We start from the raw sequence: 24,115 nt of genomic DNA, 5'->3' as shown, positions 1-24,115 counted from the left end.
GCTGCCCGGTGGTCGGGGTTCAGTCCGCTCTCACGCCAATTCGCGCCGCAGTTGCCGCGCCGCCGCCACCATGTTTGCCAACGCGGCTTCTGTCTCGACCCAGCCACGGGTTTTCAGGCCGCAATCCGGGTTGACCCACAACCGTTCAGCAGGGATGTGCCGGACCGCCTTGGTCATCAGCTTGACCATCTCGGTGGTGTCTGGCACGCGTGGCGAGTGAATGTCGTAGACGCCCGGACCGATGTCGTTCGGGTAATCGAACGCGTCGAAGGCCTCCAGCAATTCCATATCCGAGCGAGACGTTTCAATGGTGATCACGTCGGCGTCCATCGCGGCAATGGATTCGATCACATCGTTGAATTCGCTGTAACACATGTGAGTGTGGATCTGGGTTTCGTCACGCACGCCAGAAGCACACAAGCGAAAAGCCTCCACCGCCCACTCCAGATACGCCTGCCACTGCGACCGACGTAGCGGCAAGCCTTCACGAAAAGCGGCTTCGTCGATCTGCACGATTTTAATCCCGGCCCGCTCCAGATCCAGCACTTCGTCACGGATTGCCAGCGCCAGTTGTTGCGCCTGAACCTTGCGTGAAACATCTTCACGCGGGAACGACCACGTCAGCATGGTCACCGGGCCGGTGAGCATGCCCTTCATGACCTTGTCGGTCAGGCTCTGCGCGTAGCACGTCCATTCAACCGTCATCGCCTGCGGACGGCTTATGTCACCGAATATCACCGCAGGCTTCACGCACCGCGAACCGTAGCTCTGGACCCAGCCAAACCGGCTAAACGCATACCCGTCCAACTGCTCGGCGAAGTACTCGACCATGTCGTTACGCTCAGCCTCGCCATGCACCAGCACGTCCAGGCCCAGACGCTCCTGAGTCTCCACCGCATGGCGAATTTCGCCGTGCATGGCTTCGGTGTAATCAGTGGCCGACAAGGTGCCCTGTTTGAACGCCTGCCGCGCCAGACGAATAGACGCTGTCTGTGGAAACGAGCCAATGGTGGTGGTCGGAAACGGCGGCAGATTCAGCCGCGCACGCTGCTGTTCAATGCGTTCGGCAAAAGCGGACTGACGTTGACTGTCAGCCGCAGTGATCGCCGCCAGACGTGCCTGGACCTGCGGTTTATGGATACGCGACGATTGCTCGCGGCTGAGCTGTATGGCCCGGCTCTCGGCCAGCGCGGCGTGCACTGTCGCCGCGTGCGGATCGTTCAACGCCGTACTGAGCACCGCGATTTCTTCGCACTTCTGCACCGCAAAGGCCAGCCAGCTTTTCAGTTCAGCATCGAGCGTGTCTTCGCGCTCGAGATTCACCGGGCTGTGCAACAGCGAGGACGAAGCGGACACCCACAGATTGTCGCCAAAGCGGACGTGCGCGTGTTGCAGTTGCTCCAGTGCGTTGTCCAGATCGCAGCGCCAGACGTTACGCCCGTTGACCACGCCCAGCGACAGCACTTTATAGGTCGGCAGGCGATCAAGTACCGCCGCCAGCTGTTCCGGCGCGCGCACCAGATCGATGTGCAAACCCGCCACCGGCAGCGCCACCGCCAGCCCAAGGTTGTCTTCCAGACCGCCGAAGTAAGTGGCCACCAGCTTTTTCAGCGGCGAGTATTGCAGGCTGTGATACGCCCGTTCGAACGCGTTTTTCCAGTCTTGTGGCAGGTCGAGGGTCAGGATCGGTTCATCGATCTGCACCCATTCAACGCCCTGAGCCGCCAGACGCCCGAGGATCTCACCGTACAACGGCAGCAGGCGTTCCAGCAGGTCAAGTTTGTCGAAGCTGTCACCCTTGGCTTTGCCCTGCCACAGATACGTCAAAGGACCGATCAATACCGGCTTGACCGCATAACCCAGCGCCAGGGCTTCGTCGACTTCCTCGAACAACTGCTCCCAGCTCAGTTGAAAACGCTGATCCTCAGTAAACTCAGGGACCAGATAGTGGTAGTTGGTGTCGAACCACTTGGTCAGCTCTTGAGCGTGTTGCGCCTTGCCGTGGCTATCGCCGCAGCAGTGATCGCTGGCGCCACGGGCCATGGCGAACAAGGTATCGAGGGTTGGCAATCCAGCGTCATTTTTAGCACCCGCGAAGCGCTCAGGGATCACGCCGAAGGTCAGCGAATGCGTCAGCACCTGGTCGTACCAGGCAAAGTCGCCGACTGGCAGCAGGTCAATCCCGGCATCTTTCTGTAGCCGCCAGTGAGTAGCGCGCAACTCACGACCGACTGCACGCAGACCCGCTTGATCAAGCTCGCCTTTCCAGTACGCTTCAAGCGCTTTTTTCAATTCACGGTCTGCGCCGATGCGCGGAAATCCAAGCGTGTGGGCCAAGGCCATGACAACGTCCTCCCAATAAAAGATGGCCCTATTGTCGACAGCCTGACCAACATGAGACAAACTCATTGTATTCGTGTTGATCACAAAATTTACTCATGGAGCTCTCTGTGCTGGAAATCCGCCACCTGAAAACCCTCCACGCCTTGCGCGAGGCCGACAGCCTTGTGGAAGCAGCCGAGCGCCTGCACCTGACGCAATCTGCCTTGTCCCATCAGTTCAAGGAGCTGGAAGAGCGGATGGGCATGTCGCTGTTCACACGCAAGACCAAACCCGTGCGCTTCACCAGTGCAGGGCTGCGCCTGTTGCAACTGGCGGATTCAGTCCTCCCGCAATTGCGGGGTGCCGAACGTGACATCGCCCGTCTGGCGGGCGGAACTGCGGGGCGCCTGCACATGGCTATCGAGTGTCACAGCTGCTTCCAGTGGTTGATGCCGACCATCGACCAGTTCCGCGACGCGTGGCCGGAGGTCGAGCTGGACCTGGCCTCTGGATTCTCATTCGCCCCTCTGCCGGCGCTGGCCCGTGGCGATCTGGACCTGGTGGTGACCTCCGACCCACTGGAGCTGGTGGGTATCACTTACGTGCCGTTGTTCACTTACGAAGCCATGCTGGCGGTCGCCAATCAGCATCCGCTGGCGAACAAGCCGTATATCGTCCCGGAAGACCTGCTCAAGGAAACCCTGATTACCTACCCGGTAGAACGTGACCGCCTGGACATCTTCACCCGCTTCCTGGAACCCGCCGATGTTGAACCGGCGCAAGTACGGACCTCGGAGTTGACGGTGATGATGATGCAACTGGTCGCCAGCGGACGCGGCGTTTGCGGCATGCCCCATTGGGCGCTGCATGAATACAGCTCGCGGGGCTATGTGAAGGCCAAGCGGCTAGGCGAAAAGGGCTTGTTCGCCACGCTGTACGCCGGTATTCGCGCCGACATGCTCGACGCGCCGTACATGCGTGACTTCCTGCTGACCGCCAAAGACACCTCGTTTTCCACGCTGGATGGGGTGAGTGCCGTTCGATAAGACCGGGCCGCCTGATTCGACCCGAGGCTTACGCAGCAAGCGAAGCGGTCTGTCTGGCAGACCGCATGCGTGTGGATCAGGCAGCTTCCTGAAAGTCGATTTCCGGTGGCTGACGACGGAAACCACCGGTAAGCCATGCCAGGTAGACGCAACCAATCGCCAACCAGCTCAGGCCCAGGATGATCGCCAGCTTGTCGAGGCTGACCATCAACCACAGGTCAGCGACCAGGCCGATCAACGGGAAGATCAGGAACAGCACCAGCTCGCGCAGGCCACGCTTTTCACCACCGATCCAGTAATGGAAGATCACTGACAGGTTAACCAGACTGAAGGCCAGGAACGCGCCGAAGTTGATGAAAGACGTCGAGGTAGTGACGTCCAGTTTCAACGCCAGCAGGGCCACCACTCCGCACAGCACAATGCTGTTAACAGGTGTACCGAAGCGCTCGTTCAGACGACCGAAGAAAGATTTCGACAAAACCCCGTCCCTGCCCATGGCGAATAACAGCCGCGAACCGCTGGCCTGTGCCGACAAACCTGAGGCGAACTGACCGACGATCAAACCGATGAGGAAGATCGACACAAACAGGTCGCCGCCAATGTTGCGGGCGATTTCATAAGCAGCCGAGTCGACATTTTCGAACACGAACGAGGGATGCGCCAACTGCACAAAGTACGACACGCCGACAAAGATCAAGCCACCGATCAGGGTAATCAACATAATCGCCCGAGGAATGGTGCGGCGTGGATCTTTGGTTTCTTCAGTCAGGGTACTGACTGCATCGAACCCGAGGAACGAATAACAGGCAATCGCCGCGCCGCTCATGATCAGCGGCATCTGCATGTCGCCACTGAAGAAAGGGGCCAATGTCCACAGAGGTTTGCTCGCATCACCGCCGATGTAATGAATGCTTAGCGCGACGAACGCCGCCAGCACCAGGAATTGCACGATCATCAGCAACGCGTTGATCGTATTGGCAAGCTTCAAACCAACCACGTTGATCACGCTGGTAATGACAATGAACGCCAAGACCCAGATCGGTTGCGGGATCGCCGGAAAGGCCGAACCGAGGTAGGCCGCGCCGATCAGCCAGATGGCCATGGGCAGAAACAAGTAATCCAGCAGCACCGCCCAACCGGCGATAAAGCCCAGTTTCGGGCTAATGGCTTTGCGCACGTAGCTGTAAGCCGACCCTGCGACCGGGAACGCCGAGGCCATGCGCCCGTAACTCATGGCGGTGAAAAACATCGCCACCAGAGCCGCCAGATACGCCGCCGGCACCATGCCTTGGGTAGATTGCGCGAGGATGCCGAAAGTGCCGAGAACGATGATCGGTGTCATATAGGCGATGCCAAACAGCACCACCGACCCCAGTGAAAGGGTGCGTTGCAAACGAGCCATGAGCGACTACTCCGGATTTATTGGTTTTATGGCAGAGAAAAGTTCGGCAGAACAAAAGCAGTTATTGTTATGAACATCTGTACTTATCGAGGAATCAACAGCTCACGCAGACCATCGGCGTGTTCGAGGACTTCGCCTGGTAAACGCAAGCGCTGGTCGTTCAAATAACGGTAATCGCGGCGCGCGGCAGCCAGTTGGCTGAGGTCCAGCTCGACGCTGAACTGGCTTTCTTCGCGCCCCGCTTCGTACAGCAGACTGCCAAACGGGTCGACCAACGCACTGCCTCCCGCAAACAGCAGGCCGCCATCGCCTTCGCCGACACGGTTAACCATCAGCGCAAACGCCTGGTTCTCCTGGGCTCTGGCCATGATTGCGGTGCGGTGCGTAGGGCCGTACGGGTCCATGTTGCCGTTGGTGACGATGATCAGATCAGCCCCCAACTGCGCGAGGGCACGGGCCGTTTCCGGAAACTCGATGTCGTAACAGATCAGCAGACCGACCCGTATGCCGTTCCACTCACAGGTGGCGAAGCGGTCGCCGGGGCTGAACACACCACGGTCCGACGCCCACAGGTGCGTCTTGCGATAGCGCAGGGCAATACCTTCAGGGGTGATCAGCAGCGTGGTGTTGAAATACTGGCCGTTATCATTTTCGGCGACGCCGATCACCACGGCTACATTGCGCTCGCGGGCCGCCTGTTGCACCGCTTGCACCGTCGGCCCATCCAGCGGTTCGGCGATCCGGGCCACGGTTTCGGCCGACGGAAAGCCCATCAGATGGGTTTCCGGAAAGACGATCAACCGGGTGTCGCTGGCGCAGGCGGCAATCGCTGCCAAGGCACGCCGCAGATTGTAGTCGGTGCCGTTATCCTGGCCTGCCAGTTGGGCGAGTTCGACCTTCATGGGTTCTCCTTATTCATTGTCGTGGCCGATCCGGCACAATAAATGCTGGCCTGGTCATCGGCTCTGCGGGCAGTATGCGCATCAGCAGCGTGCGCGGGGAATTACGCAGCTGTGGTAACCCAATAGGGGTAGAAGGATGACAATCGCATTACAGGACATCGCCTGGCATCGCTCGGTCGCGCAATTGATAGACGCGTTGGACAAGCCGAATTTCTGGGCGCAACTGGTCCGCATGCTCAATCAATACGTGAATTTCGATAGTTGGGTCGCGCTGCAGTTCAGCTCAGGGCAACGCCCGCTGGTGTTCGCCGAATGCCCCGGTGAAGATGGCTCGCCCGACCCGTTGTTCCAGGATTACCTCAAGGGTCTGTACCTGCTTGACCCGTTCTACATCGCCAGTCGCGAGCAGTCGCAGACCGGATTGTTTCGTTTGGCGCAAGTCGCCCCGGAACACTTCGAGCTGACGGAGTATTATCAGCGCTACTTTCGCCTGAACGTAGTGGCCGATGAGATTCAGTTCAACTGCCAACTCGATGCGGATCGCACTGTGTGCCTGTCACTGGGCTCGACCCAACGTTTCAGCACCGAACACATTGCCCTGCTTTCAATGATTCAACCCTGGGTGGTGGCCTTGCTCCGGCAACGCATGCCGTTCGAGCTGCTTGAGCCGGACGCCCAATCCGAGCAGCACGTACAGCCGCTGCAACCCGTCAATGATTGGCGTACCCAGCTGGAAGCATCGGTACAGCAAAGTAGAGGTGCACAATTAACCGCCCGTGAGCTGGATGTCGGGCGGCTGATGCTCAGCGGTTGCTCAAGCAAGGAGATCGCCCGCAAACTGGAAATCTCCGCCGAAACCGTGCGGGTGCACAAGAAACACATCTACAGCAAGCTCGGCATCAAGTCGCAATCTGAGCTGTTTTCGATTTTTCTTCAGGCGCAAAGCGCCTGAATCGAGGGAAGGTCTCATTACCGGTCCACAGAGACACGGAGTGAAACCACTGATTGATAGGCGCGGAACAGCGCCAGCGTTTTCGTCATTAACCGTCATAAAGCCCCAGGATTCCGCATGAGCCTGTCCCTCCTCAGTCGTTACGCTTTTTTTGTGTTTTGCGTATGTTTCACCTTCGCCAGCATTCCGTTCTGGCACCACGAGTGGCTCTGGCCATTCACCTTGGTCGCCGGCGTACTCAGCCTGATTGGTATCGGCGATCTGCTGCAGACCCCGCACGCGATACGCCGCAATTACCCGATCCTGGGCAACATCCGTTACCTGGTTGAAGGCATCCGCCCGGAGATCCGCCAGTACCTGCTGGAGTCCGACAGCGACGCCCTGCCCTTCTCTCGGGCCCAGCGTTCATTGGTGTATTCGCGCGCCAAAAATGAAACGGCGGACAAGCCTTTCGGCACGCTGATCGATGTCTACCAGACCGGTTTCGAATTCATCGGTCACTCGATGCGCCCGGCACCGTTGAGCGACCCCCATGCCTTTCGCGTGCTGGTCGGCGGTCCGCAGTGCAAACAACCGTACTCGGCCTCGGTCTTCAACATCTCGGCGATGAGCTTCGGTTCGCTTAGCGCCAATGCGATTCGTGCGCTGAATCAGGGCGCCAAACTCGGTAACTTCGCCCACGACACCGGCGAAGGCAGCATCAGCCCGTATCACCGGGAAAACGGCGGCGATTTGACATGGGAACTGGGCAGCGGTTACTTCGGCTGCCGGACATCGGATGGGCGTTTCGACCCGGTGCGTTTCGCCGCGCAGGCAAAGGATCCGCAGGTGCGGATGATTGAAATCAAGATGAGCCAAGGCGCCAAACCGGGGCACGGCGGCATCTTGCCCAAAGGCAAAGTGACCAAGGAAATCGCTGAAACCCGCGGCATCATGATGGGCGAAGATTGCATCTCACCCTCCCGGCACAGCGCATTTTCGACTCCTTGCGAACTGATGCACTTCATTGCTCAACTGCGCGAGCTGTCCGGTGGCAAACCCGTGGGCTTCAAGTTTTGCCTGGGCCATCCGTGGGAGTTCATGGGCATTGCCAAAGCCATGCTCGAGACCGGTATCCTTCCGGACTTCATCGTGATCGACGGCAAAGAGGGCGGCACTGGCGCCGCGCCGGTGGAGTTCACCGACCACATGGGCGTGCCGATGCGTGAAGGCCTGCTGTTCGTGCACAACACCCTGGTCGGCCTGAACCTGCGGGACAAAATCAAGCTGGGCGCCAGCGGCAAAATTGTCAGCGCGTTCGACATCGCCAGCGTGCTGGCGATTGGCGCCGACTGGGCCAACTCGGCACGCGGCTTCATGTTTGCGATTGGCTGCATTCAATCGCAAAGCTGCCACACCAACAAATGCCCGACCGGCGTTGCCACCCAGGACGCATTACGTCAACGGGCACTGGTGGTGCCAGACAAAGCGCAGCGGGTGTTCAACTTCCACCGCAGCACGCTTAAGGCATTGGCCGAAATGCTGGCTGCCGCCGGCCTTGATCATCCTTCGCAGCTTGAGGCCAAGCATCTGGTTCGACGGATGTCCGCCACAGAGATCAAACTGTTCTCCCAGTCCCACGTATTCCTCAAACCCGGCGAATTGCTGACGGGCGAAGTGGATGGCGAGTTCTACTCGAACATGTGGCAGATGGCGCGAGCCGACAGTTTTGAGCCCAACACTGCCGCAGCCTGAGGCAGACTAATGCGTTGAGCCCCGACGAGGAACGATGGTCGGGGCTCAACGTTACTAACACTGCACTTAGTTACTGGCTGCTCTCAACGGCCCACACACGGCCGTTGTGCAGACGGCATAAAGCCAGACTTGCGTGTCGCCCGTGGTCAATGCACTGACGGGCAGCCAGTTTTTCGGGACGGTCATGGCTTCGTCCGGCTCACTGCCCTGCACGACCCACACCCGCTTTGTCTCGGAAGGCAGTGAGCCGAGGTTGTCGACATACAGCGCGTCTGCATCTTGATACAGCAAAGCACCTTCGGCCTGTTCGCCCGGACGTCCGGACTCCCCCGTTGACAACGGCGGGGTGTAGAGCAACGGATTCGTCCCGGTTTTGTTGTAGTAGGCAACACTCAAGTACCAGTAAATATCGTTTACCACGATGCGGTCACCTGTAGCGAAGTGTTGATTAATGTAATCGGTCGTCCTGTCGATCTGATTGTTTGGCTGATTGACCGTGTCATTCAATTTATTCGTCTGGGTATAAACGTTGTAGAGCCCTACCCCCTCTCCACCGACTAAAACTGTCAGGCATACGATGGCAAGCGTTCGATACCGATGCGCCAGCCGATCAAGTGCGATGGCCAACATCAGCGGCAACCCAATCACAGCGAACATGAAATAACGGGGCACAAAGAATGAGTGTTTAAACGAAATTAAAAACACCACTCCTATTGGTACAAAGGTGTAGATGGCCAGTAATGCATGAAGTTTGTAGGTCCCCTTGTCGCGCAGGACACTCCATCCGGAAGCCAGCAACATCCACACAGGAAGGGCAATAAATATCGGCCAGGGCAGGTCCCTCCCATCATTGAGCGTTAACGATTCCCAGATAATGGAAGGCACGCTGAAGACCGTGACAGGTGGTATCCAGCCCACTTCCCCGGTCAGCGACAATTGATTGATTAAATGAGGGACCCAAGGCAAGTAAAGAACCACCACGGCAGCGTTGGCGATCCACCAGGCAGGTCGTGTAATAAGGTGGCATGTACGTGAGGGCTGGAAACGTAGCAACAGCAGATAGAGCCAATGCGAGACCACACACAGACCCGCGAAATAGTGGGTATAAAGCCCCGCGGTCATTAACAACGTGTAGACGATCAGGTATCGATGCTGCTGCGGATGTTTAATCCAGTAAATCAGGGCAATTGTCGCCCCCATCAGCCAGGCCCCCTGAAGTGCGTACATCCGCACCTCTTGGCTGTAACGCACGGCAATAGGCAGAAGTGCCAGAAGCAGCCCGGCCAACATTGCGGCTCGACGCGTTGCAATCAACCTCACCAGCCAGACACCCAACCCAACGGTCACCCCACCCGCCAACACACTCATGGCCCGAAGCGCAAAAACCCCGTTGCCAAATGCAGCCGTCCACCCATGCAGCAGCAGGTAGTACAGAGGCGGATGGACATCGTATGTGGTGTGAGACCAAATGAGAGGGAGCGAAAACTCACTCATCAGCACGCTGGCGGCTTCGTCGTACCAGATGGCCGGCCCGGTCATGTCATAAAAGCGCACCAAGGCCGCAAGGGCCAGGATGGGCAGCAGCACCCAGCGCTCCCGAAAAAACCATGCAACACGTTCAGCACTCGTCCTTTTTTGGGGCTGAAGTAGCTCCATCATGCGAATTTCCCCCGACTTGCGCTTAAGCTTCCAGACTGATCCTGAGCACTGCATACCCTGCAGACTGTGACCATTGCCTAAGGTTCCACCGCTGCAGCCCCCATGCTCCCGAGACATTAAGTAATAGCCTGTTTTTGCATTTATTCACCAATGACGCCACCCTGCGCGCGGCCGATGTGCGGCATGGAACCTCTAAGGCCGCGCACACCTCCTTATTGAATACCCGCTCAAGAGCCCGCCGGCATGACTAACGGACGCGATCCTCGAATCGACTTCTTTCGAGGTCTGGCGCTGATCTTCATTTTCTGGGATCACGTGCCTGGCAACCCCTTCGCCCAACTCACGGTGCGCAACTTCGGCTTCAGCGACGCGGCGGAGATCTTCGTGTTCCTCGCCGGTTACGCGGCAGTACTGGCCTATGGGCGCATCGCCCTGCGCGACGGGTTTGTCGTCGCCTGCGTCCGCATTCTGCGGCGGGCGTGGGTACTGTATGTGGTGCATATTTTCCTGTTGACCCTGCTGATGGGCATCGTGTTCGTCGCCAACAATCATGTCGAAACCCGCGACATGATCCAGGAGATGGGCTTGGGCTACTTCGTCAGAAACCCGCAACAAGCCTTGGCCGATGAGCTACTGCTGCGCTTCAAACCCAACCTGACTGACCCGTTGCCGCTCTACATTCTGCTGTTGCTGGCCTTGCCACTGATCCTGCCCTGGATGCTGCGCCGGACCGAATACGTGGTCGGCCTGTCCGTTGCGTTGTACCTGATGGTGCCGCTGTCTGGCTGGAATCTGTCGGCGTATGAAGGCGGCGTCTGGTACTTCAACCCCGTGGCCTGGCAACTGCTGTTCGTCCTCGGCGGCGCCTGCGCGATTCGTGGGCAACGACCGAGCGTCCAGCAACCACGCCCGCTGAAGCAGCAACCGTTGTTCATCATCTGCGCGACCTACGTGGTGATCTCCGGGCTGATTACCCTGTCGTGGAAATGGCCGGGGCTGCACGACATGTTGGTACCCAAAGCCATCTCCAACCTGCTGTACCCGATCAGCAAAACCGACCTCTCGCCGGTGCGCCTGGTGCACTTCCTGGCGCTGGCCTACTGCACCGCAAAATGCCTGCCGACGGGGCACGCATGGCTAAACAACTGGCCTGCCCAGCAAACCTGCCGCATGGGCCGCTATTCCCTGGAAGTCTTCTGCCTCAGCGTCCTGCTCGCGCCGCTGGCCGACATGGCCAACGCACTCGCTGGCGATACCTGGCCGATGCAAGTGTCTACCGCGCTGCTGGGTTTGGCCTTGATGATGCTCATGGCGAGCGGGTTGGAATTGAATAAACGGCTGGGGACGCCGGGCCGGGTGGCGGCAGTTTGAGAACGCCGTCTCACTGAAACGCACTCTCGGAAGTTTCCTACGGGTTTATCAGGCCAAGTTTTTTGAAGGTGGGTCGTTATGCAAGGAGAGTGAACGAATCAGAGAGGGAAGGATGATGGAAATCAAAGGTACTGGCGTTTGGGTGGGGGGATATCAGGCGGTTGAGGAACCACTGCAACCGCTGCCTGAAAATTGGAGTTGTCCGGAAGATCTAGCGGCAATGAAGCGCCCCAGGATGTATAGCCTAGAGGCGCTTTGGCCGAAAAGCTGTTTCCCTGTCACCGTGTCGGAAGACCAACTTTCAGAGGTCTACACGAGGGGGACCGATCCTTGGGGAACCCATATGGTCCCACTGACAGAAAAAGAATGCTGCTGGACATGCCGCGCGTTCGACACATGGAATGTGAGATGGAATGCCGAGCTGGAGCTGGAAAGCGTCAGATCCGAACTCCTCGCGTTCAGAAAAACACTCAGCTTATCGAATCCTGAGTTATCGAAAAAAGAGTTCAGTTTCACGCTGGACAAAGAAACCAGACTCCAAATTATCGACTTTAAAGAAACGCTCACATCGCAAGAAAAACCCCAGCTTTTAGAAGCCATAAATTTATTCAAACCCTTAGTCTCGGCTATCAACAGACACGCTAACTCGCTAGTGACGCTCGCCAGTTACTATAAAGACAAGGACGGCGCAGGCAAGCTGACAAAAGAAAACTTCAGCGCACTTATCAACTATCAAGAGTTACTGTCCAGCTCAAAGAAAAAAAAACACATACCCATCAACAACTGACTCATTGGCTGTTACCCCTTCGCAGCAAAAACTTATCAGCATCAAAGCCTAGACATCCTCGCGCCTCATAATAGGGGAGACCGTGAGGCGTATAAAAAAGCCCTGATCATAATGTGAACTGACCAGGGCTCTTGCGTTTCAAGCTGTATTATTACGCCGTACGTGCAGCACCCACTGCTTCGTTTTTCGGCGCCAGTTTGAATACGTAGAACAGTACCGTCAGCAGTATCAGGAACGCTGGCCCGACATACAACGCGATGCGGGTTTCTTCGAAGTAAGCCATCAGGCCTACCACCAGGATCAGGAACGCCAGCGCCAGATAGGAGCTGAGCGGCCATAGCCACATGCGGAATTTCAGTTGGTCGCGCTCGGTTTTGCTCAGGCCACGGCGGAACTTGAGTTGCGCCAGCAGGATCATGGTCCAGGTCCAGATCGCACCGAAGGTCGCGATGGCCGTTACCCAGACGAAGACTTTTTCCGGCACCAGGTAATTGAGGAATACGCCGATCAACAAGGCGAAAATCGACAGCAGCAGTGCACGACGCGGTACGCCGTTGCTCGAGGTTTGGGCGAAGCCACGCGGTGCCTGGCCGTTCTGCGCCAGGCTGTAGAGCATGCGTCCGGTGCTGAAGATACCGCCGTTGCAGGACGACAGTGCCGCAGTGATGACCACGAAGTTGATGATGCCGGCGGCGGTCTTGATTCCCAGACGCTCGAAGGTCATCACGAAAGGGCTGCCCTGGGTGCCGATTTCGTTCCACGGGTAGATCGACAGGATCACAAACAGCGCGCCAACGTAGAACAACAGAATCCGCCAGAATACCGAGCCGATGGCGCTGGGAATGGTTTTCTGCGGGTTCTTCGCTTCACCGGCGGTCAGACCGATCATTTCAACGCCGAGGTAGGCGAACATCACCATTTGCAGTGACATCAGGATGCCTTGCACGCCGTGGGGCATGAAGCCGCCGTGGCTCCACAGGTTGGCAACGCCCAGCGCGACACCGTCATTGCCGAAACCAAAGGCGATGACACCGATACCGCCGACGACCATGGCGATGATGGTGACGATTTTGATCAGGGCGAACCAGAACTCGAATTCACCGAAGGCTTTGACGGCGATCAGGTTGATGGAGCCCATGCTGATCAGTGCCGCCAACGCCCAGATCCAGCGCGGGACCTCGGGAAACCAGACGCCCATGTAAACGGCCACAGCGGTGATTTCCGCAACGCAGGTTACCAGCCACAAGAACCAGTAGTTCCAACCGGTAAGGAAGCCCGCCAAGGGGCCGAGATAGTCTTGTGCGTAGCGGCTGAAGGAGCCGGCGACCGGGTTGTGCACGGCCATTTCGCCGAGGGCGCGCATGATCACCAGGATGGCCAGGCCGCCGATGATGTACGACAGCATGATCGCGGGCCCGGCCATCTCGATGGCTTTGGCAGAACCGAGAAACAGACCGACACCAATACAGGCACCTAGAGCCATCAGGCGGATGTGGCGCTCGCCCAACTCTCGTTTCAGAGGCCCGCCTTGAGCGGTCTCTGTGTGCAAAGTGTGTTTGCCGACTGGCATAAATTTACAACCTCGTATTGTTATTGGATATGGAGTCAGTCGACGATTCAAAGCACTGGCGGGTAAGCCTGCGCGTCGCATTATCAGGTTCATCCTTATGAGTGAGCCCGTCATGCGCGAATAGTCCTACTGAAATCGGAGGCGAACCTCGCACAAAAAACGTGCGCACTGCGCCTCAAAAAAGAGCATCCATCGAAAAGGGTCAGGCACACACTCTCGCAATGGTCGCGCAGTATAAAAACCCACAGCTAGTGGCTTTCACTATATAAACACTTTTATTTGGCGATAATTCACGGCCAAAACGGCTTTAGAAGAGGGAAATATTCTGCCATAGGGTTTTAATCCATCAGGTACGCAAAGAGGGTTTCCATCGCCCACCCGCCCCGACCTGACGCACTGCTGGCGCCTCGATATCGAGCAGTGGGTTTTAAGGGATTTTTCCTACATGCGTCTTACAAAGTTTTCATCAATCGCGACCAGCGTCTAAGCTTGTGACAGGTGCGATTAACACGCTTAACCGGGCCAATCGACTATGGGCGCTTTGTGGCATTCCGATTCAAAGAAGACCGTGGTTCCTGCTGACGGTCCTGATGACGCTCCCCTGCCTAAACGTCCACGCCGTAAACGGTATGGCTGGCGTCTGTTCTGGTTGCTGTCGCTGATAGGGTTGGCCGCTCTAGGGCTTGCCATATCTGCCGAAACCCGCAGTTCCAAACTGCAAGCCCGGGAGTTCAGCCGCTTTGCCGCCACGCTCAGTTATTCGATGCAGCCCGGTCCCAGCAACTCGATCATGTACCCCGGCGAGGGCCCGTTTGATCGACGTCTGGGGTATTCGGCGCTGGATGAGTTTCTGCCGCGCCTGCTCAAGCGCGATTATCTAGTGACCCAGCAAACCCGGTTCTCTCCCGACCTGCTCGCCTATAGCCAGCGCGGTTTCTTCGTGCCCTATCAAGAGAAAATTCAGGCCGGGTTGTCGATTACTGATTGCCAGGGAGCTCCGCTCTATCAGTTCCGTTATCCGCAGCAGCTCTACCCCAGCTTTGCGGCGATCCCGCCCATGGTGGTGCACAGTTTGCTGTTTATCGAGAACCGCGACCTGCTTGACCCGCAACAACCCTTGGCCAACCCTGCGGTCGACTGGCCGCGCTTTGCCAAGGCCGCGTTCTCCCAGGTCGCCAAGCTTTTCGCCCTGCCCGGCCAATCCGCGGGCGGCAGTACCCTCGCCACGCAACTGGAAAAGTATCGCCATTCACCCGATGGCTTGACCCAGTCCGGTGCCGAGAAGCTGCGGCAGATGATTTCCGCCAGCGTCCGTGCCTATCAAGATGGCCCGCAGACATTGGAGGCACGGCAACGCGTGGTTCGTGATTACCTCAACAGTGTCCCGCTGTCCGCCGTGCCTGGGCATGGTGAAGTGCATGGCCTGGCTGAGGGGTTACGCGTCTGGTATGGCGCGGACTTCGACAAGGTCAATCAACAACTGACTGACACTGCCAGCGACCCAAAAAGCCTCGCTGAACGCGGTCTGGCGTTGCGTCAGGCGTTGTCACTGGTGATCGCCCAACGTCGGCCTTCGCATTATCTGGCCCGAGGTCGCGAAGAGTTGGCGCAACTGACTGACAGCCATATCCGCCTGCTGGCGCAGAACAATGTCATTGACCAGGCGCTGTCGAATGCGGCGTTGGCCAGCGCTGTGACTTATCGTGACTGGGCCCAGCAACCGACCCTTCAGCCCATCGAAACCAACAAGGGCATCAGTGTCGCCCGCAGTCGCCTGTCGACTCTGCTCAATCGCCCTCTGTATGACCTCGACCGTCTGGATCTGGCGGCGACCAGTACCTTGCAAGGCGAGTTGCAAACCAGCGTCAGTCAATACCTGCGGAACCTGGCAGACCCGGCCTTCGCCACAAAAATGGGCTTGATCGGCGAGCATTTGCTGACGCCGACCAGCACCCAGGAGGTGCGTTACAGCTTCACCTTGTTCGAACGCGACCCGGAGGGTTCTCGGGTGCGGGTGCAGACCGACAGCACCGACCAACCGTTCGACATCAACGAGGGCAGCAAGCTGGAACTGGGCTCAACTGCAAAAATGCGGGTGCTGACCACCTACCTGGAAATCATGTCTGAGCTGCATCAACGCTACGCCGGAAAAATGCCCTCCGAACTGAAAAAAGTCCCGGTCGAAGACCAGGATCGGCTAACCCGCTGGGCCCTCGATTACCTGATGCAGAACAAGGATCAAGACCTGTCGAAGATGCTCGCCGCAGCGCTGGATCGGCAGTACTCCGCCAGCCCCGGCGAAAGTTTTTTCACCGGCGGCGGGATGCATCACTTCAATAACTTTCGCAAAGAGGACAATGGCCGGAGCCCAAGCTTGCGCGATGCGATACGTGAGTCCATCAACCTGCCGTTCATACGTTTGATGCGCGACGTGGTGCGTTACAGCATCTACCAGTCGGCCAACAGCAGCGCCCTGTTGCTCAAGGATGACAATGACCCCAGACGTCAGGAATACCTGAGCCAGTTTGCCGACCGCGAGGGCACGGTGTTTCTTCTGCGCTTCTGGAAGCGCTACAAGAACAAGTCCACCCAGGACCGGCTGGATACTTTCCTCGACGGCATGCACCCCACGGCGATTCGCCTGGCTGCCGTGCACCGTTACTTATTGCCCAATGCCGATCAGAGCGCGTTTAACGCTTTCGTTCGCGCGCACCTGGCCGATGACAAAGCGGCGGTCGACAAGTTGACCGAAAAGCGCCTCGGCGAGCTGTATCAAAACTACGGGCCGGGCGCGTACAACCTGCCCGATCAAGGGTATATCGCCAAGGTTCACCCACTGGATATGTGGCTGGTGGGCTACTTGCTGCAACACCCGCAGGCGAAGTTCAACGAGGCACTTGTTGCCAGTCAAAACGAGCGTCAAGAGGTGTATAGCTGGCTGTTCAAAAGTCGGCACAAAAGCGCTCGTGACAGCCGGATTCGCACGATGATGGAGATCGAAGCGTTCCTCGATATTCACAGCCGCTGGCAACGACTGGGTTATCCGTTCGATCACCTGGTGCCGTCACTGGCGACCGCCATTGGCAGTTCGGGGGACCGTCCGGCAGCATTGGCCGAGTTGATCGGGATCATTCAGAACGACGGTATCCGCCTGCCCGTACTGCGTGTCGACAGCCTGCACTTTGCTGCCGGGACACCCTACGAAACGCAGTTGGCGAATAACCCCAATCTGGGTAAGCGTGTGCTCCCGGTCGAGGTCGCGACGGCCATGCGTGAAGCGCTGTCGCAAGTGGTGGATGCCGGCACGGCGCGGCGTGTGCAGGGCAGCTTCAAACTCGAAGACGGCACCGTGCTGGCCATGGGCGGCAAAACCGGGACCGGTGACAACCGGATCGAGAGCATTGGCGCCAGAGGCCGAATCCTCGGGTCGCGGTCAATCAACCGCACGGCGACGTTTGTGTTCTACATCGGAGCCAATCACTTCGGGACGCTGACGGCATTCGTACCTGGTCGCGCGTCTGAAGCCTTCAAGTTCACGTCAGCGTTGCCCGTGCAGGTACTCAAAGGCATGGCGCCGATCCTTAACCCCTATCTCGTGCCGGGCAGCCACACCGCCTGTAACGCACCGCCCGTACCATTGCAGGCCAGCACTCAATAAGAATAGTTCTCTTTTATCTCTTGCACTCAAAGTTAGATATATCTTAAGGTATATCTAACTTACGCAGGAGAGAGAGAAATGAGTGAACCCAGTGACCCCACTCACCATGCCCATCGAGACCACCGCGATCACGGTGACGGTCGCGACGGTTTCGAAAAACGTCCCGGCCGTGAGCGCGGAGGACGCGGCCCGCGTGTCTTTGCCCCCGGCGACCTGAAATTACTGCTGCTCGCGTTGATCGCCGAACAACCCAGCCACGGCTATGACTTGATCCGCCAGATCGAAGGCATGTTTGACGGTGCCTACAGCCCAAGCCCGGGGGTGATCTACCCGACGCTGACCTTTCTTGAAGAAAGCGAAATGATCCTCGGCGACGCTCAGGGCGGGAAAAAACACTACGTCGTGACCCGGATCGGCGAGCAGTCGCTGACGGAACAGGCCATCGCGCTGGAGGGTGTGCGCACGCGCATCGACGTCAGTAAGCGCGCCTTGCGCGGACATGATCGGCCACCGCAAATCCATGAAGCCGTGCACAACCTGCGGCATGCACTGCAACTGCATCACGGGCGCTGGAATGCTGCAGAAATCCTGCGCGTGAGCACCCTGCTGAACGACACCGCCAAAGCCATCGTTGATGGCCCTGTCCGCCCCCCGGAGAAGTCTTGATGAGTTCGCAACAGACCATTCACCGCGTCAGCCATGACATCAAACGCCGCAAGCTGGAGGTGCTGCGCGTCATCGACCTGACACCCCGGATGCGCCGCATCACCTTGGGCGGGCCGCAACTGCAGGGCTTTGTCAGCCAAGGCACCGACGACCACGTCAAACTGATCTTCGCGCAAACGGCCGAAGAGCAGGCAGCACTCGAGACCTTTGTCCCCGGCGCCCCAAGCGATGGCCCAAGCCCGGCGATGCGCGACTACACGCCCCGCCGCTATGACGCAGAGGCCGGCGAGCTGGACATCGATTTCGTCCTCCACGGCGAGGGTCCTGCCGCCACGTGGGCAGCGCAGGCCAAACCGGGGCAATCGCTGTACATCGCCGGCCCACGGGGCTCGATGATCGTCCCGGACATTTTCGACAGCTACTTGCTGATCGGCGATGAAACCGCCCTCCCCGCCATTGCCCGCCGTGTAGAAAGCCTGCCGGCCAACCGCAGTGCGCTGGTGGTGGTCGAGATCGCCGACTCGTCCGAACAGCAGACGTTGCACAGCCAGGCTCAGGTCGACGTGATCTGGATTGTGCGGGGCGAGCAGGATCTGGTGGAGGTCACCCGCAGGCTGGAAATGCCGGAAGGCAAGCTATACGCCTGGGTGGCAACTGAAGCGGCATTGTCACGCAAGGTTCGTCGTGTATTGCTGAATGAGTTTGGCCTGGACGAAAGCCTGGTAAAAACGGTCGGTTACTGGCGCCTGAATGAGGCCGACAACGGTTGAAGGTGCTTCGCAACAGGAGGTACCGGCGATGCGGTCTTGAACAGACCGCATTCCTTCATCCTCTGGCGTTGCGGCCCTTGACCCTGTCCAGCCCGACCAGCACCAACGAGACCATGACAAACCCTGCCAACACGCCACCTGCATTGATAAAGGCCTTGGCATAACCGAGGGTGCCGATATCAATAAAGGGGTACATGTAGTCGCCAATCAAATCCCCCCGCAACAGCACGTAAGCGAAATACACCAGCGGGTAAATCGCCCACAGCAGCACGTGGCTCAAGCGCAATACCCCTTTCTGGACGTATAGCCACCAATACACCAGAAACAGCAGCGGCATGATGTCGTGCAGCAATTCGTCCGCGATCCATTGCCAGCCCTGGGGCTGCCACAAATGGCGCAGGAGCACGTTGTAAGCAAGGCCCACCAGCACAATGCTGGCGGCAATGCCGCTGCACACCCAAGGGGTTCGGAAAAAGCGATGAACACCATCGCTTCTCCTAACGACCGCGCAGGTCAGGGCACTCGCCACCAAGGTGTTCGTGAGTATGGTAAAAAAACTGAAGAACCTCACCAGCCCACCGAGCAGACTCGCTTGATCCGCCCACCGCGCGAAAAAAATCAGATACAACTGGATAGCCAATGCCGACCATCCCAGCAGTGCTGCAATGATGATGAAGCTGCGCTGTCCTTGCGACTGTTGCGAGTGTTCGCTGTGCATCGTTTTAATCATCCTTGGGTGTCGGCAACCTCACCAGCCTTTGCTGCGTGCCAGCTTCACGTACAAACCTTCGACCTTCTCCCGCGCCCACGGGGTCTTGCGCAGAAACGTCAGGCTGGACTTGATGCTCGGATCGCTTTTGAAACAACGAATATCAATACGCTCCGCCAATCCCGACCATTCGTAGTGCGCCACCAGCGCGGTGAGGATCTGCTCCAGCGTTACGCCATGCAGAGGATTGTTGTTGGATGTCGTCATACCAGGCCTTCGAGCTGATTTAAGCGGGGTTTGCCCCGTAAGGTGCGCACCTTAGCCGAGCCTCCCCGTAGCGGGAAGAGCTTAGCGTGCCGAGGCATCAGATTGGCATCAGACAAACACCGATAGAAGTTGTAGGAAATAACCCCTTCACCTGCGCTGCGCTGCCTGCCTTTCACTGTTGCTGAATCCGCAACAAGCCTTGGCGCATCCTTTCCTTTCGCTTATGGGCTCAGGTCTCTATCATTACAAATCATTGCTGAATCGATTCATCAACGAATACATCTCATGTTGGGCACAGAGGCCTGAACTCTGAGCATCGATAGCTGCCTATGAAATAACCCCGTCAAATCCTGACTGCGCCCCCCGCCGACGGAACGCATCCAGTCGCCAAAATCAGTGGTTTCAATGCGCATGCATGTGACTGGACTAGGCTCACAAACAGACGTTACGCACCAAGCGACACCCCCCTTAATCGTCCTGGAGAAACACATTATGAGCACTGATGGTGCTTTAAGCAGAACACGCCTGTTACCGACATTGCTCGGTCTGGTGTTGCTGCTGATGGGCCTGGTCATGTTGGCAGGAGGTATCAAGCTGACGCTGCTGGGCGGCTCGCTGTACTACCTGCTGGCCGGTATCGGCTTTGCCCTGACTGGCGTGTTGCTCATCGCCGCACGCCGTGCCGCGCTAGGCCTGTACGCGCTGCTTCTGCTCGCCAGCACGCTCTGGGCACTGTGGGAAGTGGGCCTGGATTGGTGGCAACTGGTGCCGCGTCTGGCGCTGTGGTTCGCGTTGGGCATCGTGCTTTTGCTGCCGTGGTTTCGTCGTCCGCTGCTGCGTGGGCAACCCGCACCCATGGCCACCGGCGCATTAAGCATCGCTGTGGTGCTGGCCGGTCTTACAGCGTTGGCCAGCCAGTTCACCCACCCTGGTGAGATCAAAGGCCAACTGGACCGCGAGACCGCAGGCACCACCAACACCGCCCCGGCCATGCCCGACGGTGATTGGCAATCCTATGGGCGCACCGCGTTCGGTGATCGCTATTCGCCGCTGGCGCAGATCACCCCTGAAAACGCGGGCAAGCTGGTGCCTGCCTGGACCTATCGCACAGGGGATATCCCTGGGCCGAACGATCCGGGGGAAACCACGGCCGAGAACACCCCGCTCAAGGTCAACGGGTTGCTCTACGTGTGCACGCCGCATAGCCAGGTGATCGCGCTGGACCCGGACACCGGCAAGGAAATCTGGCGTTTCGACCCAAAGATCAGCACGCAGAAAGCGGCAAACTTCAAGGGTTGGGCGCACATGACCTGCCGTGGCGTGTCGTATCACGATGATGCCGCTTACGCTGCGACCCCCGCTCCGGCGCCGTCGGCAGTGCCTGCGCGAAGCCCTGCGCCAGCAGCAACAGCGGCGACCAGCACCAACGCGTGCCCACGTCGCCTGTTACTGCCAACCGCGGACACCCGTCTGATCGCGCTGAACGCCGACACCGGCAAGCCGTGCGAAGACTTCGGTGTTAACGGCTCGATTGATCTGGGCGCCAACATCGGTGCCTTCACGCCAGGTGGCTACTACTCCACCTCGCCGCCTGCCGTGACCCAAAATCTGGTTGTCATCGGTGGTCACGTCACTGACAACCTCTCCACCGATGAGCCGTCCGGGGTGATTCGCGCGTTCGACGTGCACACCGGTCGTCTGGTCTGGAATTGGGACAGCGGCAATCCGAACGACACCACACCGATTGCTCCGGGCAAAACCTACACCCGCAACTCTCCCAACATGTGGTCGATGTTCAGCGTCGACGAAAAGCTCGGCATGCTTTATCTGCCGATGGGTAACCAGATGCCTGACCAGTGGGGCGGCAATCGCACCCCTGAATCAGAGAAGTACAGCGCCGGCCTCGTCGCGCTGGACATCGCTACCGGCCACGTACGCTGGAACTTCCAGTTCACCCATCACGATTTGTGGGACATGGACGTCGGCGGTCAGCCGACGCTGATGGACATGAAAACCGCGGATGGCATGAAACAAGCTGTCCTGGCATCGACCAAGCAGGGCAGCATCTACGTGCTGGACCGCAGCAACGGTCAACCGATCGTGCCCATCAACGAAATCCCGGTACCACAAGGCGCGGTTGCCGGCGATCACACATCGCCGACCCAGCCCAAGTCTGACCTGAACTTCATGCCGCCGCCCCTGAAAGAGCGCGACATGTGGGGCGTGACGCCGTTCGATCAGATGCTGTGCCGGATCGACTTCAAATCCCTGCGCTATGACGGCCCTTTCACTCCGCCATCGCTGCAAGGTTCGATCGTCTATCCAGGCAATTTCGGCGTGTTCGACTGGGGGGGCATCTCGGTTGATCCGGTGCGTCAGATCGCGTTCGTAAACCCAAGCTACATGGCCTTCAAATCCAAACTGGTTCCCGCAGCAGAAGTTGAAGGTGGCCCGGGCCGTAAAAGCGAAACCCAAGGCGTACAACCCAACAAAGGCGCGCCTTATGGGGTGATCCTCGAAGCGATGCTGTCGCCGATGGGCCTGCCTTGCCAAGCGCCAGCCTGGGGTTACGTCGCAGCCGTGGACCTGACCAATCACACCACGATCTGGAAACACCAGAACGGCACTGTGCGTGACAGTGCGCCAGTGCCAATCCCGTTGACCATGGGCGTACCTAGCCTGGGCGGCACGTTTGTCACCAAGGGTGGCGTGGCGTTCCTGAGCGGCACCCTCGACCAGTACCTGCGCGCCTACGATGTTCGTAACGGCAAGCAGCTGTGGGAAGGTCGCCTGCCAGCAGGCGCCCAGACCACACCGATGACCTACACCGGCAAGGACGGAAAACAGTACGTGCTGGTCATGGCGGGCGGTCACGGTTCACTGGGCACCAAACAAGGCGATTACATCCTGGCGTTCAAACTGCCGGACTGATAATGCAATGACCCAATGAAAAAGGCGGCTACCGAAAGGTAGCCGCCTTTTTTGCAGCGCTGATCAGCCTTACTTCTCGATCACATCCCCACGCAGGGGCGCTAACGTTGCGATCAAGCGATTCTGCGTCGGGACTGAAATGCCCTGTGCGTCCATGGCGTCGATCAAGTCTTCAACCAGCGCGTTGAAATCACTGCGGGACACATGCTGACCTTTGTGGACCTCTGGCATGGGGTCGCCGGTGTAGCGGCAAGGGCCGCCCGCTTTGACACAGAACTGTTCAACCAGTTTGTCGCGCAAGCGCACGATATCGACCTTTTTGAAATGCTCGACGATGCGCTTGTCATGAGCGACGTTGATCAGCATGCCTTCCACGATCTGCTGAATGCCTGCGCGCTGCCCCAGCGCGTTGTACAGGCTCGGGTCATTCTCGACTGGCGGGGCGGAGTGTTGCGCACAGCCAGCCAGAGCGGTGATCAAAATCCACGGTAACAGGCGCATGATCAAAAGCTCCCCTGTACCGACAGGTAAGTACCGTTCTGATTGTCCAGCGTAGCAATCTCGCCGAGCCGCGCATAAGCCAGCACGACCGACAGGTGTTTGTTCGGAAAATAACCGATGAACAGGTCCGACCAATCGCTCTCGCCGGAGAACGACAGGTTGTCCGGCTTCTCGCGGTACTCCATGCCCAACGCCCAACGCGGGTTGAACAGCACGGCCACCGAGCCCTCCTTAAGCACGCTGCGGGTGTCGCGTCGATCACCACCGAAGCCAAGCAGCCCCAGCTCGTTGGCCCGGCTGTAGCGCAACCCTCCGTTGATCAGCAGGTTGTAGCCAAAGGCCCCGCCCATGAACAAACGACTGGCGGTCAAGTAACCCTCGGTGTCCTGATCACGCTTGGCGCCGACCAGGCTGGGGATCAGGAAATCGTTCTGGTGCTTGTATTCCAGCCCCAGGGACACCTGCGGCAGACGGTCGTAGATCACGTCACCGAACAGCCTGACTTTCACTCCGACAATGTCCTGACTTAGGCTGTCCTCGGGCAGGTGAAACTTGCTGACCAGCGAACCCAGGTCCAGACGCTGGCGTGCAAAAGACACCTCGACGCGATTATCGAACGCAACGGCCAGGCCCACTACATCCAGCCTGTAGTCCGGCAGATCGACATGCGTGGCGAACACATTACCGCCCCACTCGCCTTGCTCGCCATAACCCGCCAGCACCGCCCACGGGGTAATCCCTCCACCGGACGCGCCCTCAAGACTGCTGGCACCTCCGGTGGCGATCAACCGGCCCTGATCAGCCAGAACAGTTTGTTCGAATAACCCCAGTAAACACCCCAGTAACAGGAAAAAACGACGCGGCATAA

The 24,115-nt window shown here is 58.4% G+C and carries 18 protein-coding genes; 9 read left to right on the top strand and 9 right to left on the bottom strand.

Going from position 1 to position 24,115, the window contains the following annotated elements:
• Window positions 1–30: 30 nt before the first annotated feature.
• A complete protein-coding gene (gene metE / locus AC1MEA_RS12480; protein ID WP_480918015.1) occupies window positions 31–2,343 on the bottom strand; it encodes a 5-methyltetrahydropteroyltriglutamate--homocysteine S-methyltransferase in 2,313 nt (770 codons plus the stop codon).
• Between the two features lie 107 nt (window positions 2,344–2,450).
• On the opposite strand from metE, the gene metR reads away from it, so the two are divergent.
• Complete coding sequence (gene metR, locus AC1MEA_RS12475; protein WP_219062348.1) at window positions 2,451–3,368, top strand: transcriptional regulator MetR; 918 nt, start codon at window positions 2,451–2,453, stop codon at window positions 3,366–3,368.
• Between the two features lie 76 nt (window positions 3,369–3,444).
• Here metR and AC1MEA_RS12470 read toward each other — a convergent pair whose 3' ends face one another.
• Together AC1MEA_RS12470 and AC1MEA_RS12465 are read right to left on the bottom strand one after the other, a co-directional pair.
• The gene (locus AC1MEA_RS12470; RefSeq protein ID WP_480918014.1) at window positions 3,445–4,770 is read right to left on the bottom strand and encodes an APC family permease; all 1,326 of its coding nucleotides are present in this window, start codon (window positions 4,768–4,770) and stop codon (window positions 3,445–3,447) included.
• Between the two features lie 83 nt (window positions 4,771–4,853).
• On the bottom strand, window positions 4,854–5,672 hold the full coding sequence (locus AC1MEA_RS12465) for a carbon-nitrogen hydrolase family protein (protein WP_449634652.1): 819 nt from the start codon (window positions 5,670–5,672) through the stop codon (window positions 4,854–4,856).
• Between the two features lie 136 nt (window positions 5,673–5,808).
• On the opposite strand from AC1MEA_RS12465, the gene AC1MEA_RS12460 reads away from it, so the two are divergent.
• Entirely contained in the window at window positions 5,809–6,624 is an 816-nt protein-coding gene (locus AC1MEA_RS12460) for a helix-turn-helix transcriptional regulator (protein WP_219062077.1), read from the top strand.
• A 117-nt stretch (window positions 6,625–6,741) separates the two neighbouring features.
• Window positions 6,742–8,358, top strand: coding sequence for an FMN-binding glutamate synthase family protein (locus AC1MEA_RS12455; protein WP_480918013.1), 1,617 nt, complete (start codon window positions 6,742–6,744; stop codon window positions 8,356–8,358).
• 66 nt (window positions 8,359–8,424) lie between these two features.
• Here the strand turns inward: AC1MEA_RS12455 and AC1MEA_RS12450 are convergent, their stop codons facing one another.
• The gene (locus AC1MEA_RS12450; protein ID WP_480918012.1) at window positions 8,425–10,017 is read right to left on the bottom strand and encodes a glycosyltransferase family 39 protein; all 1,593 of its coding nucleotides are present in this window, start codon (window positions 10,015–10,017) and stop codon (window positions 8,425–8,427) included.
• Between the two features lie 243 nt (window positions 10,018–10,260).
• On the opposite strand from AC1MEA_RS12450, the gene AC1MEA_RS12445 reads away from it, so the two are divergent.
• Window positions 10,261–11,388, top strand: a complete 1,128-nt coding sequence (locus AC1MEA_RS12445) for an OpgC domain-containing protein (protein WP_480918011.1) — start codon at window positions 10,261–10,263, stop codon at window positions 11,386–11,388.
• 115 nt (window positions 11,389–11,503) lie between these two features.
• On the top strand, window positions 11,504–12,175 hold the full coding sequence (locus AC1MEA_RS12440; protein WP_480918010.1) for a hypothetical protein: 672 nt from the start codon (window positions 11,504–11,506) through the stop codon (window positions 12,173–12,175).
• A 151-nt stretch (window positions 12,176–12,326) separates the two neighbouring features.
• Here AC1MEA_RS12440 and AC1MEA_RS12435 read toward each other — a convergent pair whose 3' ends face one another.
• On the bottom strand, window positions 12,327–13,745 hold the full coding sequence (locus AC1MEA_RS12435) for an amino acid permease (protein WP_480918009.1): 1,419 nt from the start codon (window positions 13,743–13,745) through the stop codon (window positions 12,327–12,329).
• A gap of 532 nt (window positions 13,746–14,277) precedes the next feature.
• Between AC1MEA_RS12435 and AC1MEA_RS12430 the strand changes: the two genes are divergently transcribed.
• The 3 genes from AC1MEA_RS12430 to AC1MEA_RS12420 all read left to right on the top strand — a co-directional run bounded on the left by AC1MEA_RS12430 (window position 14,278) and on the right by AC1MEA_RS12420 (window position 18,839).
• Window positions 14,278–17,403, top strand: a complete 3,126-nt coding sequence (locus AC1MEA_RS12430; RefSeq protein ID WP_480918008.1) for a transglycosylase domain-containing protein — start codon at window positions 14,278–14,280, stop codon at window positions 17,401–17,403.
• A gap of 78 nt (window positions 17,404–17,481) precedes the next feature.
• A complete protein-coding gene (locus AC1MEA_RS12425; RefSeq protein ID WP_219062084.1) occupies window positions 17,482–18,069 on the top strand; it encodes a PadR family transcriptional regulator in 588 nt (195 codons plus the stop codon).
• Window positions 18,069–18,839, top strand: a complete 771-nt coding sequence (locus tag AC1MEA_RS12420; protein WP_480918007.1) for a siderophore-interacting protein — start codon at window positions 18,069–18,071, stop codon at window positions 18,837–18,839. The genes AC1MEA_RS12425 and AC1MEA_RS12420 overlap by 1 nt, the downstream gene beginning before the upstream one ends.
• 55 nt (window positions 18,840–18,894) lie before the next feature.
• Here the strand turns inward: AC1MEA_RS12420 and AC1MEA_RS12415 are convergent, their stop codons facing one another.
• Window positions 18,895–19,557 carry a Pr6Pr family membrane protein gene (locus AC1MEA_RS12415; protein WP_449634646.1) on the bottom strand — a complete coding sequence of 221 codons (663 nt, stop codon included), beginning with the start codon at window positions 19,555–19,557 and terminating at the stop codon, window positions 18,895–18,897.
• Between the two features lie 30 nt (window positions 19,558–19,587).
• Window positions 19,588–19,815 (bottom strand): VF530 family protein, encoded by a 228-nt coding sequence (locus AC1MEA_RS12410; RefSeq protein ID WP_219062087.1) that lies wholly within the window; start codon window positions 19,813–19,815, stop codon window positions 19,588–19,590.
• Window positions 19,816–20,307: 492 nt separating this feature from the next.
• On the opposite strand from AC1MEA_RS12410, the gene AC1MEA_RS12405 reads away from it, so the two are divergent.
• On the top strand, window positions 20,308–22,746 hold the full coding sequence (locus AC1MEA_RS12405) for a glucose/quinate/shikimate family membrane-bound PQQ-dependent dehydrogenase (protein WP_480918006.1): 2,439 nt from the start codon (window positions 20,308–20,310) through the stop codon (window positions 22,744–22,746).
• 69 nt (window positions 22,747–22,815) lie between these two features.
• On the opposite strand, the gene AC1MEA_RS12400 is transcribed toward AC1MEA_RS12405, so the two are convergent.
• Entirely contained in the window at window positions 22,816–23,250 is a 435-nt protein-coding gene (locus tag AC1MEA_RS12400; RefSeq protein WP_449634692.1) for a group I truncated hemoglobin, read from the bottom strand.
• A complete protein-coding gene (locus AC1MEA_RS12395; RefSeq protein ID WP_219062089.1) occupies window positions 23,250–24,113 on the bottom strand; it encodes a DUF3034 family protein in 864 nt (287 codons plus the stop codon). Before AC1MEA_RS12395 ends, AC1MEA_RS12400 begins: the two co-directional genes overlap by 1 nt.
• Between the last annotated feature and the right edge of the window lie 2 nt (window positions 24,114–24,115).

Source organism: Pseudomonas sp. ASL8, assembly GCF_056680355.1.
The sequence above is the reverse complement of the archived record's forward strand: the minus strand, read 5'-3'. Positions and strand labels throughout refer to the sequence as shown.

Coding starts and splice junctions, on each gene's coding strand:
- AC1MEA_RS12460 (WP_219062077.1), top strand. CDS start 5,809: ATGACAATCGCATTACAGGACATCGCCTGGCATCGCTCGGTCGCGCAA.
- AC1MEA_RS12465 (WP_449634652.1), bottom strand. CDS start 5,672: ATGAAGGTCGAACTCGCCCAACTGGCAGGCCAGGATAACGGCACCGAC.
- AC1MEA_RS12410 (WP_219062087.1), bottom strand. CDS start 19,815: ATGACGACATCCAACAACAATCCTCTGCATGGCGTAACGCTGGAGCAG.
- AC1MEA_RS12435 (WP_480918009.1), bottom strand. CDS start 13,745: ATGCCAGTCGGCAAACACACTTTGCACACAGAGACCGCTCAAGGCGGG.
- AC1MEA_RS12430 (WP_480918008.1), top strand. CDS start 14,278: ATGGGCGCTTTGTGGCATTCCGATTCAAAGAAGACCGTGGTTCCTGCT.
- AC1MEA_RS12450 (WP_480918012.1), bottom strand. CDS start 10,017: ATGATGGAGCTACTTCAGCCCCAAAAAAGGACGAGTGCTGAACGTGTT.
- AC1MEA_RS12425 (WP_219062084.1), top strand. CDS start 17,482: ATGAGTGAACCCAGTGACCCCACTCACCATGCCCATCGAGACCACCGC.
- AC1MEA_RS12470 (WP_480918014.1), bottom strand. CDS start 4,770: ATGGCTCGTTTGCAACGCACCCTTTCACTGGGGTCGGTGGTGCTGTTT.
- AC1MEA_RS12440 (WP_480918010.1), top strand. CDS start 11,504: ATGGAAATCAAAGGTACTGGCGTTTGGGTGGGGGGATATCAGGCGGTT.
- AC1MEA_RS12395 (WP_219062089.1), bottom strand. CDS start 24,113: ATGCCGCGTCGTTTTTTCCTGTTACTGGGGTGTTTACTGGGGTTATTC.
- AC1MEA_RS12455 (WP_480918013.1), top strand. CDS start 6,742: ATGAGCCTGTCCCTCCTCAGTCGTTACGCTTTTTTTGTGTTTTGCGTA.
- AC1MEA_RS12420 (WP_480918007.1), top strand. CDS start 18,069: ATGAGTTCGCAACAGACCATTCACCGCGTCAGCCATGACATCAAACGC.
- AC1MEA_RS12445 (WP_480918011.1), top strand. CDS start 10,261: ATGACTAACGGACGCGATCCTCGAATCGACTTCTTTCGAGGTCTGGCG.
- metE (WP_480918015.1), bottom strand. CDS start 2,343: ATGGCCTTGGCCCACACGCTTGGATTTCCGCGCATCGGCGCAGACCGT.
- AC1MEA_RS12405 (WP_480918006.1), top strand. CDS start 20,308: ATGAGCACTGATGGTGCTTTAAGCAGAACACGCCTGTTACCGACATTG.
- AC1MEA_RS12415 (WP_449634646.1), bottom strand. CDS start 19,557: ATGCACAGCGAACACTCGCAACAGTCGCAAGGACAGCGCAGCTTCATC.